The sequence below is a fragment of the Streptomyces sp. WM6386 genome (genome assembly GCF_000972385.1).
Lineage (GTDB): Bacteria > Actinomycetota > Actinomycetes > Streptomycetales > Streptomycetaceae > Streptomyces.
Window position 1 is genome coordinate 1 of record NZ_JXTE01000037.1, and the last position, 16302, is coordinate 16302.

Genomic DNA, 16302 nt, shown 5'->3' on the forward strand with positions numbered 1-16302 from the left:
CGAGGACGAGGCCCCGCCGTCCCGATCCCCACCCACCCGCAGGTGGCTGCGCCTGTCGATGCCGGTCCAGGTGTTTCAGCCCGTCCGGCGTTCGAGGACGAGGCCCCGCCGTCCCGATCCCCACCCACCCGCAGGTGGCTGCGCCTGTCGATGCCGGTCCAGGTGTTTCAGCCCGTCCGGCGTTTGAGGACGAGGCCCTTCGGGCCGACGGGGGTCCAGGGGGCGGCGCCCCCTGGAGGCGGGGTCGACGGGGCAGCAGCCCCTGGAGGGTGGGACGGGTAGGGGCGGCGGGGGCGAAAAACCACCCGCCCAGCCCCCCGCCCAGGTAAAAAAGCGGCCCCGCCCGGCGATCCGGACGGGGCCACCCACAGCTACCTGCCTCAGCGGCGGGCAACGCCTTCCGCACGGGCCGCGGCCGCGACAGCCGCGGTAACGGCCGGAGCCACCCGCTCGTCGAACGGCGAGGGGATCACGTAGTCCGCCGCGAGGTCGTCACCGACGACCGCCGCCAACGCCTCCGCCGCCGCGATCTTCATGCCCTCGGTGATACGGGAGGCCCGCACCTGGAGCGCACCGGCGAAGATGCCCGGGAACGCGAGGACGTTGTTGATCTGGTTCGGGAAGTCGGAGCGGCCCGTGGCCACGACCGCCGCGTACTTGTGCGCGACGTCCGGGTGCACCTCGGGGTTCGGGTTGGCCATGGCGAAGACGAAGGCACCCTCCGCCATCGACGCCACCGCCTCCTCCGCCACCGTGCCGCCGGAGACGCCGATGAAGACATCGGCACCCTCCAGAGCGGCCTCCAGGGACCCGGTGATGCCGGCCTTGTTGGTGAAGCCGGCGAGCTCCCGCTTGACCGGGGTCAGATCGTCCCGGTCCGCCGACACCACGCCCTTGCGGTCGGCGACGGCGACGTCCCCGATCCCGGCGTCGACGAGGATCTTCGCGATGGCGACACCGGCCGCACCGGCGCCCGAGATGACCGCACGGAGCTCACCGACCCCGCGCCCGGTCAGCCGCGCGGCGTTGCGCAGGGCGGCGAGGGTCACGACGGCCGTGCCGTGCTGGTCGTCGTGGAAGATCGGGATGTCGAGGGCTTCCTGGAGACGCTTCTCGATCTCGAAGCACCGGGGCGCCGAGATGTCCTCCAGGTTGACGCCGCCGAAGGAGGGGGCGAGCCGGACCACGGTCTCGACGATCTCGTCGACGTCCGTGCAGGCCAGCGCGATCGGCACCGCGTCGACGCCACCGAACTGCTTGAAGAGGATGGCCTTGCCTTCCATGACCGGAAGGGAGGCCTCGGGCCCGATGTCACCGAGTCCGAGCACGGCCGTGCCGTCCGTGACGACGGCGACGACGGAGGACTTCCACGTGTAGTCGTGGACGAGGTCGGGCTGCTCGGCGATGGCGCTGCACACCTTCGCCACGCCGGGCGTGTACGCGAGGGACAGGTCGTCCTTGTCGCGGATCGGCACGGTGGCCTGCACAGCCATCTTGCCGCCGCGATGCAGCGCGAACGCGGGATCGAAGGAATCGAGGGGCTCCGCCCCGTCCTGGCCCGTACCGCTGTCGCTGCGAGGATTGACGATCTCCGCTGCCACTTGTTCTACCCCTTAGATATTCATGGTTTGAGGGTGGCCACTCCTGGTTGAGAAGTGGGCGGGCACCGCGTACGACCCTGTCGGTGATGCGTATGGGTCGTGCGCGACGGGCGCGCCGCACACGCGCCCTGAGCCCCGGATGAGGGGTGTAAAGAACCTTCTTACCGGACGGACGGCACCTGCGACGAGTCCATAAGTGCAAGGTCACATGACGGACCTTGTGGGCCACAGACCAGTGACATGAATCATGGTCAAATATGTGGACTCATCCTCGATTGCCTCTTGACGAGGACTTGAACAGCGGACCCGGACGTCAAGGCCACGCTCGCATCCTGAGATGCGCCGAAGATCCTCCGGCCGGAAGGACAGATTCCCGCAGAAGGTGCGGCCGTGATGTCCGACCTGATGCGGTTCGGGGGTCACCCGTTATCCGATTTTGACATGGCTGGCCCCCTGAATGGTCCAGTCCGAATGGCAAGATGCCCTAATCACACGAGGTCGCGACACTCGAAGGCGTGTGCTCTCGTCGACCTGAGAAACCAAGGCATCCGTCGACCCCGTCGGCAGATGCCCGCCCCATCGGCAACTCCACCCATCCGCCGGAGGAACCCAAAATGACCGCAAGCTCCCGTCGTACGACCGCCGCGCGCTCCAGGACTGCCGCGGTAGGCGCGATCGCGGTCGCAGGCGCCCTGCTTCTCACCGGTTGCGGTGACCAGACCAAGGACAACGGTTCGGACAGCTCCGACGCCGCCTCGACGTCCTCTGCTCCGCTGGCCGACAAGCTGCCCAAGGAGATCCGCGACAAGGGCGTCATCAAGGTCGGTTCGGACATCGCTTACGCGCCGGTCGAGTTCAAGGACGACTCCGGCAAGACGGTCGGTATCGACCCGGACATCGCGGCCGCCCTGGGCAAGCAGCTGGGGGTGACGTTCGAGTTCGAGAACGGCACCTTCGACACACTGATCACGGGCCTGCGCTCCGACCGGTACGACATCGCCATGTCCGCGATGACCGACACCAAGGACCGCCAGGAGGGCGTCGACTCCGAGACCGGCAAGAAGGTCGGTGAGGGCGTCGACTTCGTGGACTACTTCACCGCCGGTGTCTCGATCTACACCCAGAAGGGCAAGAACACCGACATCAAGACCTGGGCCGACCTGTGCGGCCGCAAGCTCGTGGTGCAGCGCGGCTCGGTCTCCGAGGACCTCGCCAAGGCCGAGGCCAAGAAGTGCCCGAGCGGCAAGAAGCTGGCCCTCGAGTCGTTCGACAACGACCAGCAGGCCCAGACCCGGCTGCGTGCGGGCGGCGCCGACGCCGGCTCCTCCGACTTCCCGGTGGCGGCGTACGCGGTCGCCCACTCCGGCGGCGGCAAGGACTTCCAGCTCGTCGGCGAGCAGGTCGAGGCCGCCCCGTACGGCATCGCGGTGGCCAAGGGCGACACCCAGCTGCGTGACGCCCTCCAGGCCGCCCTGGACGCGATCATCGCGAACGGCGAGTACGAGAAGGTCATGAAGAAGTGGGGCGTCGAGGACGGCTCCGTGACCAAGGCCACCGTCAACGGCGGCAAGTGACCGCGGACCGCGGGCACTGAAAGGCAACATCCGTGACTGCTGACATCGACAAGACGGACGGGCCGGCGGACACCCCGCCGGCCGGCCCGGAGGCCATCAAGGCGATCCCCGTCCGCCACTACGGGCGGTACATCTCCGCGGTGGTCGCGCTCGCCGCGCTGGGCGCCATCGTCTACGCGTTCTCCCAGGGCAGGATCAACTGGGGCGCGATCCCGGACTACTTCTTCAACGACCGCATCCTCAGCGGCGTGGGCAAGACGCTTCTGCTCACGGTGCTGTGCATGCTCATCGGCATCGTCGGCGGCATCCTGCTGGCGGTGATGCGCCTGTCGAAGAACCCGGTGACCTCGTCCATCGCGTGGTTCTACATCTGGTTCTTCCGCGGCACCCCGGTCCTGGTCCAGCTCATCGTCTGGTTCAACCTGGGCCTGGTCTTCGAGTACATCAACCTCGGGCCGGTCTACAAGGACGAGTGGTCGCAGTTCATGACCCCGTTCCTGACGGCCCTGCTCGGCCTCGGCCTCAACGAGGCGGCGTACATGGCGGAGATCTGCCGCGCCGGCCTGCTGGCCGTCGACGAGGGCCAGACGGAGGCGTCGCACGCGCTGGGCATGAGTCATGCCAAGACGCTGCGCCGGATCGTCATCCCGCAGGCGATGCGCGTGATCGTGCCGCCCACGGGCAACGAGGTCATCAACATGCTGAAGACGACCTCGCTGGTGTCCGTCGTCCAGTACTCGGAGCTGCTCCGCGTCGCCCAGGACATCGGCCAGACCTCCGGCGCCCCGGCCGAGATGCTGTTCCTCGCCGCGGCCTGGTACCTCGTGCTGACCTCGGTCTTCAGCGTCGGCCAGTACTACCTGGAGCGGTACTACGCACGCGGCTCCAGCCGCAGCCTGCCGGCGACGCCGATGCAGAAGATCAGGGCGAACCTGCTGTCCCTGTCGAACCGTTCCTCGTCGGCGGGAGGCACCGCATGACCGCCATGGTGAAGTCCGAGGGCGTCCACAAGTCCTTCGGCCTGGTCGAGGTCCTGAAGGGCATCGATCTGGAAGTGCAGTCCGGCGAGGTGTTCTGCCTCATCGGCCCCTCCGGCTCCGGCAAGTCGACCTTCCTGCGGTGCATCAACCACCTGGAGAAGATCAACGCCGGGCGGCTGTACGTCGACGGCGAGCTGGTCGGCTATCGCCAGAAGGGCGACAAGCTGTACGAGCTCAAGGACAGCGAGGTCGCGCTGAAGCGCCGGGACATCGGCATGGTGTTCCAGCGGTTCAACCTGTTCCCGCACATGACGGCCGCCGAGAACATCATCGAGGCGCCGGTCCAGGTCAAGGGCGTGAGCAGGGCCCAGGCCAGGGAACGGGCGCGGGAGCTGCTCGACCGGGTCGGGCTGGCCGACAAGGTCGACAGCTACCCCTCGCAGCTCTCCGGCGGCCAGCAGCAGCGCGTCGCCATCGCCCGGGCCCTTGCCATGGACCCGAAGCTGATGCTCTTCGACGAGCCCACCTCGGCCCTCGACCCGGAGCTGGTCGGTGACGTCCTCGACGTCATGCGCGACCTGGCCGAGTCCGGCATGACGATGATCGTCGTCACCCACGAGATGGGCTTCGCCCGCGAGGTCGGCGACAGCCTGGTCTTCATGGACGGCGGCGTGGTGGTCGAGTCCGGCAACCCGCGTGACGTCCTGACGAACCCTCAGCACGAGCGGACGCAGGCGTTCCTGTCGAAGGTGCTGTAGCGGCGCTACGACGTGAAAGGGGCGGTACGAGAATCCCGTACCGCCCCTTTCGCATGCGCTACTTCACCGCGAGCAGCAACGTGTCCGAAGGCGAGCACCACACCGGGCGCGCCTCCCCGAAGCCCTTCTCACGCAGTACACGCGCGTGCCATGCGGCGGAGGGCATGTCGCCGTCGGCGTGGTCGCCGTAGATCTCGAAGCGGCGGGCGGTGGGCTCGGCGAGGACGGGGTCGTTGGCGGCGACCTGCCACCATTCGGACCAGTCGAGGGCGCCGTCGCGTTTGGCCTGATCCATGCGGGTGTGGCGCTGGGCGCGTTCGGCCGCGTTGATCCGGGGCGTGGTGTCGTCGATCATGTGGTCCGCGTTCATGAAGAGACCGCCGTCGCGGACCAGGCCCGCGACCTGACCGTAGAGGGCCGCGAGGGGTTCGCTGTGCAGCCAGTGCAGGGCCGTGGCGGTCAGGACGGCGTCGTACGACTCGTAGGGCAGCTTCGTCGGCCAGTTGGAGTCCTTGAGGTCGGCCGTCACGAAGGTGACCCGCTCGTCGGCCGCGAAGGTGCCCTCGGCGATGGCGAGGAGCGCCGGGTCGAGGTCGACCCCGGTGCTGACGGCCTCCGGGAACCGGGCGAGCAGCCGGGCCGTGATACTTCCCGTGCCGCACGCGAGATCCAGTACCCGGGGGCGGGGTCCGACGAGGGCCTCGACCATGTCGAGCATGATCCGGAAGCGCTCCTCCCGGTCGGGCATGTACCACTCCTGCTGCCGGTCCCAGCTCTCCTGCCAGGCTAGCCAGTCGGTTCCGGTACTCGTCGTCATGGGAGCCCCCTCTTCGAACATATGCGTAATACCCTGGAAGCACGATCAGCTGTTACCGACCGATCGCACGACGACGATAGAACGCCTCCGTAAGGACTACAAGTGGAACTGGCCTATTACTCGGACTATGCCGTGCGTCTCGTCAACACCGAGGACCCGGCCCGGGGCAAGGACTCGCTCACCTCGGTCGAGGCCGTTCGCGAGCTGTTCGGCGCCAGCCAGGACGCGGGCCGGCGCGCCACCGAGGCCGACGTCAGCCGCTTCCGCTCGGTCCGCGGACGGCTGAGGGCGGTCTTCGAGGCCGCGGACGACGGCGACGAGAGCCTGGCGGTGAACCTGCTGAACTCACTCCTCCTCGAGTTCCCGGTGAGCCCGCAGATCTCCGGGCACGACCACCGCGACGACGACGGCCGCCCCTTGTGGCACATGCACCTGTCGGACCACCCGTCCAACGCGACCGCCGGCTACGCGGCCATCGCCGCGATGGGCCTCGCCTTCCACCTCACGGAGTACGGCGTGGACCGCCTCGGCCTGTGCGAGGCGTCGCCCTGCCGCAACGCCTATCTGGACACGTCCACGAACCGCTCCCGGCGCTACTGCTCCGACCGCTGCGCCACCCGCGCCAACGTGGCCGCCTACCGCGCCCGCAAGCGCCTGGAGGCCGACCGGTCGGAGAAGACGGGCCTGGCGCACGACAGCGCCCAGCGCGCGACGGCCAACGGCGAGCGCTGATCCGGCCTGCGCGGCCGGTACCTCAGACGCACCTTGCCCAGGACCAGCTCGACGGGCACGACCCCGTAATCCGTGCTGTCGCCGCCGGCGTACGCGTTGTCCCCGAGCACCCACCAGCCGCCCTCGCGGCGTTCCGCGGCCCGCTTGACGACCAGCAGGTCCTGCTGGAACGGATGCCGCAGGACGACCACGTCACCCGGCCGGATCCGGGCCCCGTACTGCACCACGAGCCGGTCCGCGTGGTGCAGCGTGGGCACCATCGACGGCCCGGTCACCTCGGCCGGCCCGAAGGGCAGGAGCGCACCCCTGTGTTCGGTCTCCTGCGACAGCTCCGGCATCCCCGGCACCTCCCCTGTCCGTTCATCCACCAGTCTGATACCGACCCCGGACTTTTGTCCTAAGCCCATGGGGGCACTCGCGAAATCGCCTCTCCCAGGGAGTAATGTCGCACCTGAGAAGACGATCACGAGGAAGGAATGCTCCATGCTTTCCCGCCTGTTTGCCCCCAAGGTCAAGGTCAGCGCACACTGCGACCTGCCCTGTGGTGTGTACGACCCGGCCCAGGCCCGCATCGAGGCGGAGTCGGTGAAGGCCGTGCAGGACAAGATGGCCGCCAACGACGACCCTCACTTCCAGGCTCGCGCCACCGTCATCAAGGAGCAGCGCGCCGAGCTCGCCAAGCACCACGTCTCGGTGCTCTGGAGCGACTACTTCAAGCCCCCGCACTTCGAGAAGTACCCGGAGCTGCACCAGCTGGTCAACGACGCCCTGAAGGCCCTCTCGGCCGCCAAGGCGTCCACCGACCCGGCCACCGGCCAGAAGGCGCTGGACTACATCGCCCAGATCGACAAGATCTTCTGGGAGACCAAGAAGGCCTGACGCACAGTCAGCCGTCCGTGACCGGCGATCGGTGCACCATCGCGGGTCAGCGGAGATCTGAAGGGGTCCGGCCGAAGTTCTGGCCGGACCCCTTCGGCGTTCGTCGGCGAGCAGCCAGAGCGAAGGAGTCGTGGTGTCCTGCCTCAAGCCCGTGTCCGGTACCGAACTCCCGATCTGCCGTACCTGCGGAGTGCAGTACGCCGCGCCCCGCGCCGACTGCCCGATCTGCCTGGACGAGCGGCAGTACGTCGGCTGGGAGGGCCAGCGCTGGACCAGCCTGGCCGAGTTGCGCGACAGCGGCCGCCGCGGGCAGCTGCGCGAGGAGGGGCCCGGTGTCGTCGGCGTCGGTGCGGAGCCGTCCGTGGCCATCGGGCAGCGGGCGCTGCTGCTGCGCTCACCGGCCGGGAACGTGCTGTGGGACTGCGTGGGCTACCTCGACGACGAACTCGCCGCCGAGGTCGAGGAGCTGGGCGGCATCAGCGCGATCGCCGTCAGCCATCCGCACTTCCACGGCGCGATGACGGAGTGGGGCCGGGCCTTCGACGCCCCCGTGTACGTCCACGCCGCCGACCGTGACTGGGTCGGCCACCCCGATCCGCTGATCGAGTACTGGTCGGGCGACATCCACCCGATCGCCCCCGGCATGACCCTGGTCAACGCGGGCACGCACTTCGCCGGCGGCACCGTGCTGCACTGGGCGGACGACCCCGAGGGGCGCGGTGCGCTGTTCAGCGGCGACATCTTCATGGTGGTGATGGACCGGCGGTGGATCAGCTTCATGTACAGCATCCCCAACTTCATCCCGGAGCGGCCGCGGACCGTCCGGCGCGCGCTGAGGCTGGTCGAGCCGTTCGGCTTCGAGCGCATCTACGGGGCGTTCTGGGGACGGGTGGTCACCGCCGACGGGGCGGCCGCGGTGCGGCGTTCGGCGGAGCGGTATCTGCGTTTCGCGCTGGACGACGGTGAAGGGTGACACAGATCACCCGAGACCCTCGCTCATAATTGCCCGCCTCATGAGGAATTGACGTTCTATCGGGCGCTTGTGTTCCGCTGTCGGGCGCTTGTCTTCCCCATACCTTTCCCTTGGCAACACATCTGTGATGCCACTGGGGGCACTGTGACGAAAGGTGTGCGCGTCGACATGAGACGTCGTTGGTGGGGGGCGGCCGCGCTGACGGCCGCGACGGTGACCGGGGCACTGGTCGTCCAGGGCATGATCGGCGGTCCGGCGGACAGCGCGGCGGACGACGGCAAGTCACGGCCCGTCAAGAGCAGCACCCGCACGGCGCAGCTGTCCGTGGCCGCCGACGGCACCTCGGCACAGCTCGGCAAGCGCGGCACCGCGCCCTTCAGCATGCTCGGCCTCACCTGGTCCGACACGTCCGCGCGCGTGAGCGCCACGATCGAGGCCCGCACCCGGGACGCCGAGACGGGCATCTGGTCCAAGTGGCTGACGCTGGAGGGCGACGGCGGCGAGGGCGAGCAGGGTGCCACGCGTGCCGGCACCGAGCCGGCCTGGGTCGGGGCGTCCGACGGCGTGGAAGTGCGGGTGGACGGCAAGTCCTCGGCCAAGCTGCCCAAGGGGCTGCGCCTGGACATGGTCGACCCGGGCTCCGGCACGGTGTCCGGCCTGGAGCCGGCCGCCTTCGCGATGGACGCCACCGAGTCGCCGAGCGCCTCTCCCGGCGAGAGCTCGACGGAGGCCTCCTCCGAGCCGTCCACCGGCGAGACGGACGGCACGGGCACACCCAGCGTGTCCACGAGCCCGGCCGATACGCCCACGACCACCCCGCCGACGACCGGTACGCCGAGCGCGTCCACGTCACCGACGGCCACCCCGACCTCGACGGCTCCCTCCGCCCCGGCGTCCACCGTGCCGGAGCCGCCGATCACCTCGCGGGCCGGATGGGGTGCCGACGAGTCGATCAGCCCGGAGGAGCCGACCTATCTGCCGGGCGGGAAGATCAAGGCGGTCACGGTCCACCACACCGTCGACTCCAACGACTACACCTGCGAACAGGCGCCGGCCGTCGTCCGCGGCATCTACGCGTACCACGTGAAGACGCTGGGCTGGAAGGACATCGGCTACAACTTCCTTGTGGACAAGTGCGGCACGGTCTACGAGGGCCGCAAGGGCGGCGTCGACCTCCCGGTGCTGGGCGCGCACACCTACGGCTTCAACAGCCAGACCACCGGCATCTCGGTGCTCGGCACCTACACGGACGCGGCCCCGAGCACGGCCGCGATGACCTCCGTCGCCCGGATCGCCGCCTGGAAGCTCGGCCAGTACGGGGTCGACCCGGACGGCACCACCACGCTGACGGCGGGCGCGGACGGCAACAACTACTTCGGCAAGTCGTGGACCCTGGGCACCCAGCTGACGTACCCGACGATCATCGGTCACCGCGACGGCTACAACACCGAGTGCCCGGGTGACGCCTTCTACGCCAAGCTCTCCACGATCCGCGGCTGGGCGGCGGGACCGGTCTCCGGCCTCACCCTCAAGTCGGTCACGGGCGCTGGTGTCATCGGCTCGACGACGTACGCCAAGGCTTCCGTCACCCTGAACTGGTCGGCCACCACCCCGTCCGCTCTGATATCGAAGTACGAGATCCTCGTCGACGGCAGGGTCGCCGCCACCACCTCGGGCACCGCCACCAGCGGCAAGGCGACCCTCACGGTCGGCAGCCACAAGGTCGCCGTTCGGGCCGTCCACCAGTCCGGCACCACGGCGAGCACCCCGACGGCCACGGTCGTCGCGGAGAGCACCGCGCCCACCTTCTCCACCAAGCCGAACCTCGCCCTGCGCACCGGCACGGTGAGCACCACGGCCGTCCCGCTCACGTTGAAGTGGAAGGCCACCGACACGGCCGCGCTCAAGGAGGTCAGGCTGACCGCCCCGGTCGCCAAGACCTACGGTCCGACGACGACCAGCGCCTCCCACACCGCCAAGTCCGGTACGGCGACGGCCTGGTCGATGACGGCGTACGACCAGGCCGGCAACACCGCGACGGCCTCGGTCAGCGGCACCCCGGTGATCCTCCAGGAGACCTCGGCGACGAAGTCGGGTACCTGGACGGCCAAGTCGTCGACCAGCTACCTGGGCGGCAAGTCGTACACCAGCAAGACCAAGAACGCCTCCCTGAGCTGGACGTTCACCGGCCGCTCGGCGGCCTGGGTGGTCTCGCGGGCCTCGACCTCGGGCCAGGCGTACGTCTACGTGGACGGCACGAAGGTCGCCACCGTCGACCTCAAGTCGACGACGACCAAGTACCGTGACGCGCTCTGGACGAAGACCTGGTCGAGCAGTGCCAAGCACACCGTCAAGATCGTGGTCGCCGCCACCAGCGGCCGCCCGACGGTGACGACGGACGGGCTGGTCTACCTCAAGTGACGAGCCCGAAGTGACGAGAGGGGGCGGGGAGCGATCCTCGCCCCCTTCTCCGTGCGATGCTGACCAGGTGAACCGTGAGGATCTCGTCAGACTGCGCAAGGCACGCGACCGCATGGACCGCGAGTACACCGAACCCCTCGACGTGACCGCCCTCGCGCGCACCGCCCTGATGTCCCCGGGCCACTTCCAGCGCAGCTTCAAGGAGGCGTACGGCGAGACGCCGTACGGCTATCTCATGACCCGTCGCGTCGAGCGCGCGAAGATGCTGCTGCGCCGCGGCGACCTCTCCGTCACCGATGTCTGCATGGCGGTCGGCTGTACGTCCCTCGGCTCCTTCAGCTCCCGCTTCACCGAACTGGTGGGCGAGACGCCGAGTTCCTACCGGGCCCGCTCGCACGAGGAGAGCGCGGAGATCCCGCCCTGCGTCGTGCGGGCGTACACGCGCCCCAGACGGACGTAACGCGGTTCCGACCTTAGGTTGGTCCCATGGACCTGAAACTCCACACCTGTTTCATCGCCGTCGACGACCACGACAAGGCGATCGCCTTCTACTGCGACGTCCTGGGCCTGGAGGTCCGCAACGACGTCAAGTACGAGGGCATGCGGTGGACGACCGTCGGGTCGCCGCTGCAACCGGACGTGTCGATCGTCCTGGAGCCGCCCGCGGCCAACCCCGACCTCTCCCCCGCCGACCGGGAGGCGATGGAGCAGCTGCTGGCCAAAGGCGTGCTGCGCGGGGTCAACTTCACCACCGCGGACTGCGACGCCCTCTTCGCCCGCGTGCAGGAATCCGGCGCCGACGTGATCCAGGAACCGACGGACATGCCGTACGGGGTGCGCGACTGCGCGTTCCGGGACCCCGCCGGAAATATGCTGCGGTTCATGCAGTCCCCCTGATCTACGATCCCCGGCATGAGCATCCGCTGGACGTACGCCTTCGTCGACCGTCGCATCGAACTCCTCGACCGGGCCCATGAGTTCTGGACGGCGGTCACGGACACGCGGCTGTCCGCCCCACGTGGCTCGCGGGGCGAGTTCGTGACCCTCGTACCCGACGGCGCCGACGCCTGCGTCAAGGTCCAGGGCGTCGACGAGGGCGGCGGTGCCCACCTCGACTTCTCCGTGGACGTGGACGGCCTGCCGGAGTTCGTGCGGTCGGCTCTGCGGCTGGGCGCGACCATGGCGGCCGAGCACGAGGGGTGGGCCGTACTCCGCTCCCCCGCCGGGCACTTGTTCTGCGCGGTGCCCTGGCACGGGGAGTCGGTCCGCCCGCCCGTCGTCCACGGCAGCCGCCTCGACCAGGTCTGCCTCGACCTCGCGCCTTCGCTCTACGACACCGAAGTCACGTTCTGGAGCGCCCTGTTGCCCGGCTGGGAGTCCCGCCCCGGCTCGCTGCCCGAGTTCCACGTACTCGTGCCGCCGCCCGGCCTCCCGGTCCGCATCCTGCTCCAACGGCTCGGCGAGGAACGCGCCGGCTCCGCCCATCTCGACCTGGCCTGCGCGGACATCGAAGCGACCCGGGTCCGGCACGAGAAGCTGGGCGCGGAGACGGTCGCGCACGGCAGGCACTGGACGGTGCTGCGGGATCCGGCGGGCGGGACGTACTGCCTGACCGGCCGTGATCCGGAGACGGGCGGGCTGCCTAGCGCGCCGTGACGCACAGGACCGTCGTCCCGTCGCTCTCCTCCTCCGGCGGGCTGGGCGTGACGAGCCCGCACCGCTCCTTCCAGTCCTCCGGGAGCGACGGCTGCGGGCTGAACTCGGTCCGCCCCACCGGCTTCTGCGGCTCTTCCGAGTCCTGAAGCCACCAGGTGAGTCCGCCCCCGACGACCACCGCGACCGCCCACGCGATCACGGCCCATCGCCACCACCGGGGCCGGTGCGTCACCCCCACGCCTCCACGTCCACCACTGCCTCCACCGGCAGCGGCCCGTAGATGTGCGGGAACTCCTCGGCACCGGGCTCCGGGGCCTCGTACTTCAGGGGTACGCCGAGCCGGTCGGGGTCGATGACCAGGAGCACCAGTTCGTCGGGGCCGTCGTAGGAGCCGTAGAGGAAGGCGGCGACGTCCGGGAGCTGCGCGCGCGTCGAGCAGTGGATGAAGCCCACCTCCTGGAGGGTCTTGCCGCGGGTCGACATCTCGTACGTGCCGCGGGCGCGGGCGGCTTCCCAGAGGGCGCGTTCGGTCAGGTGCACGATGGGCGTGGACATGGACTCACGTTATGCCCTGAGCCGTGCCGCCCGCCCGTGCAGATAGCGCTGCTCGGGCAGGCTCAGCGTCTGCGCGGCCGCCGACTCGTAGGCGGCGCGGGCTTCGTCGTACGATCCGGCGCGCTCCAGCAGATGAGCCCGTACGGCATCCCGGCGATGTCCCAACTCGCCCTCCAGGGCGTCCACTTCGGCGAGCCCCGCTTCGGGCCCGTGGACCATGGCGAGGGCGACCGCGCGGTTGAGGCGTTCGACGGGGCCGGGGACGAGGCGGACCAGGACGTCGTAGAGGCCGAGGATCTCCCGCCAGTCGGTGGCCTCGGCGCAGGGTGCCTCGTCGTGCACGGCGGCGATGGCCGCGCGCAGTCGGTACGGGCCCGCCGGGCCGCTGCTCAGGGCGCGGGTGATGAGAGCCACGCCCTCCTCGATCGCGGCCTTGTCCCAGCGGTCGCGGTCCTGTTCGTCGAGGGGCACGAGGTCGCCGTGCGGGCCGGTACGGGCCTCGCGGCGGGCGTCGGTGAGCAGCATCAGGGCGAGCAGTCCGGTGACCTCGCCGGTGTCGGGGAGGAGCCGGTGGACGGTGCGGGTCAGCCGGATCGCCTCGGCGGCGAGGTCGCGGCGTTGCAGCGCCGGGCCGGAGGTCGCCGTATAGCCCTCGTTGAAGATCAGGTACAGCGTGTGGAGGACGGCCGGCAGCCGCTCCAGCCCGTGGTCGGGCCGCCCGAAGCGCACGCCCTTGACGCGCTGCTTGGCACGGCTGATGCGCTGGGCCATGGTCGCCTCGGGCACCAGGTGGGCGCGGGCGATCTCGGCCGTCGTCAGACCGCCGACCGCGCGGAGGGTGAGGGCGATCTGCGCGGGTGGGGGCAGGTCGGGGTGGCAGCACAGGAAGAGGAGGGAGAGGGTGTCGTCGTCCTGCGGGACCCGCTCGGCCGGTGGCAGGGCGAGCGCCGCCGCCTTCTCCTCCCGCGCCCGCCGCGCGTCCTCCGCCCGCAGTGCGTCCACGAGCCGCCGCGAGGCCACCTTGATGAGCCAGCCGCGCGGATTGTCCGGCACCCCGGCCTCGGGCCACTGCCCTGCCGCCGCCAGGAGTGCCTCCTGTACGGCGTCCTCGGCGGCGTCGAAATGGCCGTAGCGCCTGATCAGCGCGGAGAGGACCTGCGGCGCGTGCAGGCGCAGCAGGTCCTCGACGTCGGTCGTCCGTCGCACGCGGCTCAGATGTCCCCGGCGCCGTCCAGGATGGGGCGGATCACCACGGGGTGGTCGGGGGCGCCCGCGGGCTGCGGGCAGTGGGCGATGCGCTCGGCGATCTCCGTGACCCGCTCCAGGCTCGCGCAGTCCAGCACCCAGTAGCCGGCCAGCAGCTCCTTGGTCTCGCTGTACGGCCCGTCGGTGATCACGGCCTTGCCGTCCGCGCCGAGGCCGACGTGGCGGACCTTGGCGGGCTCGGCGAGGCCCTGGCCGTCGACCATCTCACCGCTCTCGGCCAGGTCGTCGTTGATCGCGCTCATGAAGGCGTACATCGCCTGGACCTCCTGCTCGCTCCAGGCCGGGGAGTCCGCGGAGGCCTTGCCGCGCATGGCCTCGTAGTCGGCCTGGGTTCCCTGCACCATGACCAGGTACTTCATGAGTCCACTCCTTCGGCTCCGGCCACCCCTGACGGGCGGCTCTCACAGGGGACGTCGGAGCCGGGCCCGGGTTCTCGACAGGATTCAGGATTTTTTCGCGGCGGATTTCCTGCCGATCTTCTTCGCGCGCTCGTCCTCGGGCTCAGTGCCCTCCTCGACGTACGCCTCGCACTTCGGGTTCCGGCATGGCCCGGCCACCCAGACCGGGACCCACGCGCCCAGCGTCTTGTGACGCTTGACGACCGTCTCGACAGACTGTCCACAGGCGGGACAGGCATGTTTTTCGCTGTCCATGCCTTCAGAGTAGGGCGGACAGGGCGTCAGCGCTTCCTGCTGTACGTCCGCACGAAGACGCCGTTCTTGAAGGTACGGACTTCGTCGAGCCCGAACTCGGTGATCGAGAAGCCGGATCCGAACATCGGCATGCCCGAGCCGATGGTGACCGGGTACGTCTTGATGACGAGTTCGTCGATCAGGTCGAACAGCTCGCCCGCGATCTGGGATCCTCCGCACAGATAGATCCCCAACTCCCCTTCCTCGGCCTTCAGTTCGCGGACCTTGCCGACCAGGTCGTCGGCGATGATCTCGACGTTGGGGTCGGGCGACTCGGTCAGGGTGCGCGAGGCGACGTACTCGCGCAGGTGGGCGTAGGGGCTGGTGATGCCCTGCTTCAAGCCCTCGTTGTAGCTGCCGCGGCCCTGGACGACGGTGTCCCACCGCTTGTTCTCGAGTGCGTCGAGGCCCAGGGCCCTGCGGCCCGCGGTCGCCAGGGTTTCCGGGTACTCGGCCGCGAGGAACGCCAGGAACTCCTCGTCGACGAACGGCATCATGAACATCGCGTCGCCGCTCTCGTCCCCGATGAAGCCGTCGATGGAACAGGCGATGAAGTACGTGAGCTTGCGCAAGCTGGTCTCTTTCCGTCGGCTGGGTGTGCTGGCTGTGTACTGTCCGTTGAACGACTTCATTTGTAGTGCTTCACTTGTAGTGGTTGCAAGGTGTTTTCGGCATCCGGCGCAAGTAGGAGAGGGGATTCCGTATGGCGAGCAATCCGGAGCGACGGGCCGCACTGGTCGACGCGGGGGTCGAGGTGCTCTCACGGGAGGGGGCCCGGGGGCTGACGTTCCGTGCGGTGGACGCGGCGGCCGGGGTGCCGGTGGGGACCGCCTCCAACTACTTCACCGGGCGCGACGATCTGCTGCGCCAGATAGACGCCCGGCTGCATGTACGACTCGCTCCCGATCCTTCGGTGCTCGCCGAACTGATGACGAGACCGAAGGACCGAGCGCTGGTCGCGGCCTTCATGCACGACCTCATGGCCCGCGCGACCCACGACCGCACCGGCTATCTGGCCCTCCTGGAAATGCGCCTCGAAGCCACTCGCCGTCCCGAACTCCGGGATTCCTACACCAAGTCGGTACGTGGCGACCTCGACGACGGCATGCGGTTCCACCGCGACGCGGGACTCCCCGGCGGCGACGAAACGGTCGTGGTCCTCTACCTCGCGATGCTCGGCCTGATCCTGGAACACCTGACCCTGCCGGGGGTACTGGCCGGGGTGCTGCCGGGGGTGGGGGTGCCGGAGGGTGTGGTGGAGCGGATCGTGGGGGTGGTGGTGCCGGAGGAGTAGCCGGCCCCGCCCAGCACCCCCGCGGCCGGACGCACCGCGGGGGTCGGACACACGTACCGCGGGACCGGACGCACCACGGCGGCCGGGCACACGCACCGCGGGAC

At 69.5% G+C, this 16302-nt stretch carries 20 protein-coding genes; 11 read left to right on the top strand and 9 right to left on the bottom strand.

The window, feature by feature from the left end; genetic code table 11:
* Nucleotides 1-380 precede the first annotated feature (380 nt).
* The gene (locus tag TN53_RS22525; RefSeq protein WP_046260412.1) at nucleotides 381-1601 is read right to left on the bottom strand and encodes an NAD(P)-dependent malic enzyme; all 1221 of its coding nucleotides are present in this window, start codon (nucleotides 1599-1601) and stop codon (nucleotides 381-383) included.
* Between the two features lie 614 nt (nucleotides 1602-2215).
* On the opposite strand from TN53_RS22525, the gene TN53_RS22530 reads away from it, so the two are divergent.
* The 3 genes from TN53_RS22530 to TN53_RS22540 are packed head-to-tail and all read left to right on the top strand — an operon-like array spanning nucleotide 2216 to nucleotide 4913.
* Nucleotides 2216-3175: an ABC transporter substrate-binding protein gene (locus TN53_RS22530; RefSeq protein ID WP_046260413.1), complete on the top strand. Its 960-nt coding sequence runs from the start codon at nucleotides 2216-2218 to the stop codon at nucleotides 3173-3175.
* 32 nt (nucleotides 3176-3207) lie between these two features.
* Complete coding sequence (locus TN53_RS22535) at nucleotides 3208-4155, top strand: amino acid ABC transporter permease (RefSeq protein ID WP_046260414.1); 948 nt, start codon at nucleotides 3208-3210, stop codon at nucleotides 4153-4155.
* Complete coding sequence (locus tag TN53_RS22540) at nucleotides 4152-4913, top strand: amino acid ABC transporter ATP-binding protein (protein ID WP_046260415.1); 762 nt, start codon at nucleotides 4152-4154, stop codon at nucleotides 4911-4913. The genes TN53_RS22535 and TN53_RS22540 overlap by 4 nt, the downstream gene beginning before the upstream one ends.
* Before the next feature lie 58 nt (nucleotides 4914-4971).
* On the opposite strand, the gene TN53_RS22545 is transcribed toward TN53_RS22540, so the two are convergent.
* Nucleotides 4972-5730 (bottom strand): class I SAM-dependent methyltransferase, encoded by a 759-nt coding sequence (locus TN53_RS22545; RefSeq protein WP_046260416.1) that lies wholly within the window; start codon nucleotides 5728-5730, stop codon nucleotides 4972-4974.
* Between the two features lie 102 nt (nucleotides 5731-5832).
* Between TN53_RS22545 and TN53_RS22550 the strand changes: the two genes are divergently transcribed.
* Complete coding sequence (locus TN53_RS22550; protein ID WP_046260417.1) at nucleotides 5833-6462, top strand: CGNR zinc finger domain-containing protein; 630 nt, start codon at nucleotides 5833-5835, stop codon at nucleotides 6460-6462.
* On the opposite strand, the gene sodX is transcribed toward TN53_RS22550, so the two are convergent.
* A complete protein-coding gene (gene sodX / locus TN53_RS45400) occupies nucleotides 6366-6800 on the bottom strand; it encodes a nickel-type superoxide dismutase maturation protease (protein WP_095046654.1) in 435 nt (144 codons plus the stop codon). The genes TN53_RS22550 and sodX overlap by 97 nt on opposite strands.
* Nucleotides 6801-6945: 145 nt before the next feature.
* Here sodX and sodN point away from each other — a divergent pair, with 145 nt between their 5' ends.
* The 6 genes from sodN to TN53_RS22580 all read left to right on the top strand — a co-directional run bounded on the left by sodN (nucleotide 6946) and on the right by TN53_RS22580 (nucleotide 12391).
* Nucleotides 6946-7341: a superoxide dismutase, Ni gene (sodN, locus tag TN53_RS22555; protein ID WP_005480378.1), complete on the top strand. Its 396-nt coding sequence runs from the start codon at nucleotides 6946-6948 to the stop codon at nucleotides 7339-7341.
* Nucleotides 7342-7474: 133 nt separating this feature from the next.
* Nucleotides 7475-8314 carry an MBL fold metallo-hydrolase gene (locus TN53_RS22560; RefSeq protein ID WP_234441675.1) on the top strand — a complete coding sequence of 280 codons (840 nt, stop codon included), beginning with the start codon at nucleotides 7475-7477 and terminating at the stop codon, nucleotides 8312-8314.
* Nucleotides 8315-8482: 168 nt separating this feature from the next.
* Entirely contained in the window at nucleotides 8483-10735 is a 2253-nt protein-coding gene (locus TN53_RS22565; RefSeq protein ID WP_199924631.1) for an N-acetylmuramoyl-L-alanine amidase, read from the top strand.
* A gap of 67 nt (nucleotides 10736-10802) precedes the next feature.
* Nucleotides 10803-11195 carry a helix-turn-helix transcriptional regulator gene (locus TN53_RS22570; protein ID WP_046260418.1) on the top strand — a complete coding sequence of 131 codons (393 nt, stop codon included), beginning with the start codon at nucleotides 10803-10805 and terminating at the stop codon, nucleotides 11193-11195.
* 26 nt (nucleotides 11196-11221) lie between these two features.
* A complete protein-coding gene (locus tag TN53_RS22575; RefSeq protein WP_046260419.1) occupies nucleotides 11222-11632 on the top strand; it encodes a VOC family protein in 411 nt (136 codons plus the stop codon).
* 15 nt (nucleotides 11633-11647) lie between these two features.
* On the top strand, nucleotides 11648-12391 hold the full coding sequence (locus tag TN53_RS22580) for a VOC family protein (RefSeq protein WP_046260420.1): 744 nt from the start codon (nucleotides 11648-11650) through the stop codon (nucleotides 12389-12391).
* Here TN53_RS22580 and TN53_RS22585 read toward each other — a convergent pair.
* The 6 genes from TN53_RS22585 to TN53_RS22610 form a co-directional block, all read right to left on the bottom strand.
* Nucleotides 12378-12623: a hypothetical protein gene (locus TN53_RS22585; RefSeq protein ID WP_159038173.1), complete on the bottom strand. Its 246-nt coding sequence runs from the start codon at nucleotides 12621-12623 to the stop codon at nucleotides 12378-12380. The two genes, TN53_RS22580 and TN53_RS22585, sit on opposite strands and share 14 nt — an antisense overlap.
* Nucleotides 12620-12946 carry a DUF952 domain-containing protein gene (locus tag TN53_RS48415; protein WP_046260422.1) on the bottom strand — a complete coding sequence of 109 codons (327 nt, stop codon included), beginning with the start codon at nucleotides 12944-12946 and terminating at the stop codon, nucleotides 12620-12622. The genes TN53_RS22585 and TN53_RS48415 overlap by 4 nt, the downstream gene beginning before the upstream one ends.
* Nucleotides 12947-12955: 9 nt before the next feature.
* The gene (locus tag TN53_RS22595; RefSeq protein ID WP_046260423.1) at nucleotides 12956-14152 is read right to left on the bottom strand and encodes an RNA polymerase sigma factor; all 1197 of its coding nucleotides are present in this window, start codon (nucleotides 14150-14152) and stop codon (nucleotides 12956-12958) included.
* A gap of 5 nt (nucleotides 14153-14157) precedes the next feature.
* A complete protein-coding gene (locus TN53_RS22600; RefSeq protein ID WP_046260424.1) occupies nucleotides 14158-14571 on the bottom strand; it encodes a YciI family protein in 414 nt (137 codons plus the stop codon).
* 84 nt (nucleotides 14572-14655) lie between these two features.
* Nucleotides 14656-14865, bottom strand: a complete 210-nt coding sequence (locus TN53_RS45405; protein ID WP_095046656.1) for a hypothetical protein — start codon at nucleotides 14863-14865, stop codon at nucleotides 14656-14658.
* A 26-nt stretch (nucleotides 14866-14891) separates the two neighbouring features.
* Nucleotides 14892-15476, bottom strand: coding sequence for a dihydrofolate reductase family protein (locus TN53_RS22610; protein ID WP_046260482.1), 585 nt, complete (start codon nucleotides 15474-15476; stop codon nucleotides 14892-14894).
* Nucleotides 15477-15607: 131 nt separating this feature from the next.
* On the opposite strand from TN53_RS22610, the gene TN53_RS22615 reads away from it, so the two are divergent.
* Nucleotides 15608-16198, top strand: a complete 591-nt coding sequence (locus TN53_RS22615; RefSeq protein ID WP_046260426.1) for a TetR/AcrR family transcriptional regulator — start codon at nucleotides 15608-15610, stop codon at nucleotides 16196-16198.
* The last annotated feature ends 104 nt before the right edge of the window (nucleotides 16199-16302 follow it).

Excerpts from the sequence above, each read along its gene's own strand:
- TN53_RS45405 (WP_095046656.1), bottom strand. The coding sequence starts at position 14,865 with ATGGACAGCGAAAAACATGCCTGTCCCGCCTGTGGACAGTCTGTCGAG.
- TN53_RS22580 (WP_046260420.1), top strand. The coding sequence starts at position 11,648 with ATGAGCATCCGCTGGACGTACGCCTTCGTCGACCGTCGCATCGAACTC.
- TN53_RS22600 (WP_046260424.1), bottom strand. The coding sequence starts at position 14,571 with ATGAAGTACCTGGTCATGGTGCAGGGAACCCAGGCCGACTACGAGGCC.
- TN53_RS22545 (WP_046260416.1), bottom strand. The coding sequence starts at position 5,730 with ATGACGACGAGTACCGGAACCGACTGGCTAGCCTGGCAGGAGAGCTGG.
- TN53_RS22575 (WP_046260419.1), top strand. The coding sequence starts at position 11,222 with ATGGACCTGAAACTCCACACCTGTTTCATCGCCGTCGACGACCACGAC.
- sodX (WP_095046654.1), bottom strand. The coding sequence starts at position 6,800 with ATGCCGGAGCTGTCGCAGGAGACCGAACACAGGGGTGCGCTCCTGCCC.
- TN53_RS22530 (WP_046260413.1), top strand. The coding sequence starts at position 2,216 with ATGACCGCAAGCTCCCGTCGTACGACCGCCGCGCGCTCCAGGACTGCC.
- TN53_RS22565 (WP_199924631.1), top strand. The coding sequence starts at position 8,483 with ATGAGACGTCGTTGGTGGGGGGCGGCCGCGCTGACGGCCGCGACGGTG.
- TN53_RS22615 (WP_046260426.1), top strand. The coding sequence starts at position 15,608 with ATGGCGAGCAATCCGGAGCGACGGGCCGCACTGGTCGACGCGGGGGTC.
- sodN (WP_005480378.1), top strand. The coding sequence starts at position 6,946 with ATGCTTTCCCGCCTGTTTGCCCCCAAGGTCAAGGTCAGCGCACACTGC.
- TN53_RS22540 (WP_046260415.1), top strand. The coding sequence starts at position 4,152 with ATGACCGCCATGGTGAAGTCCGAGGGCGTCCACAAGTCCTTCGGCCTG.
- TN53_RS48415 (WP_046260422.1), bottom strand. The coding sequence starts at position 12,946 with ATGTCCACGCCCATCGTGCACCTGACCGAACGCGCCCTCTGGGAAGCC.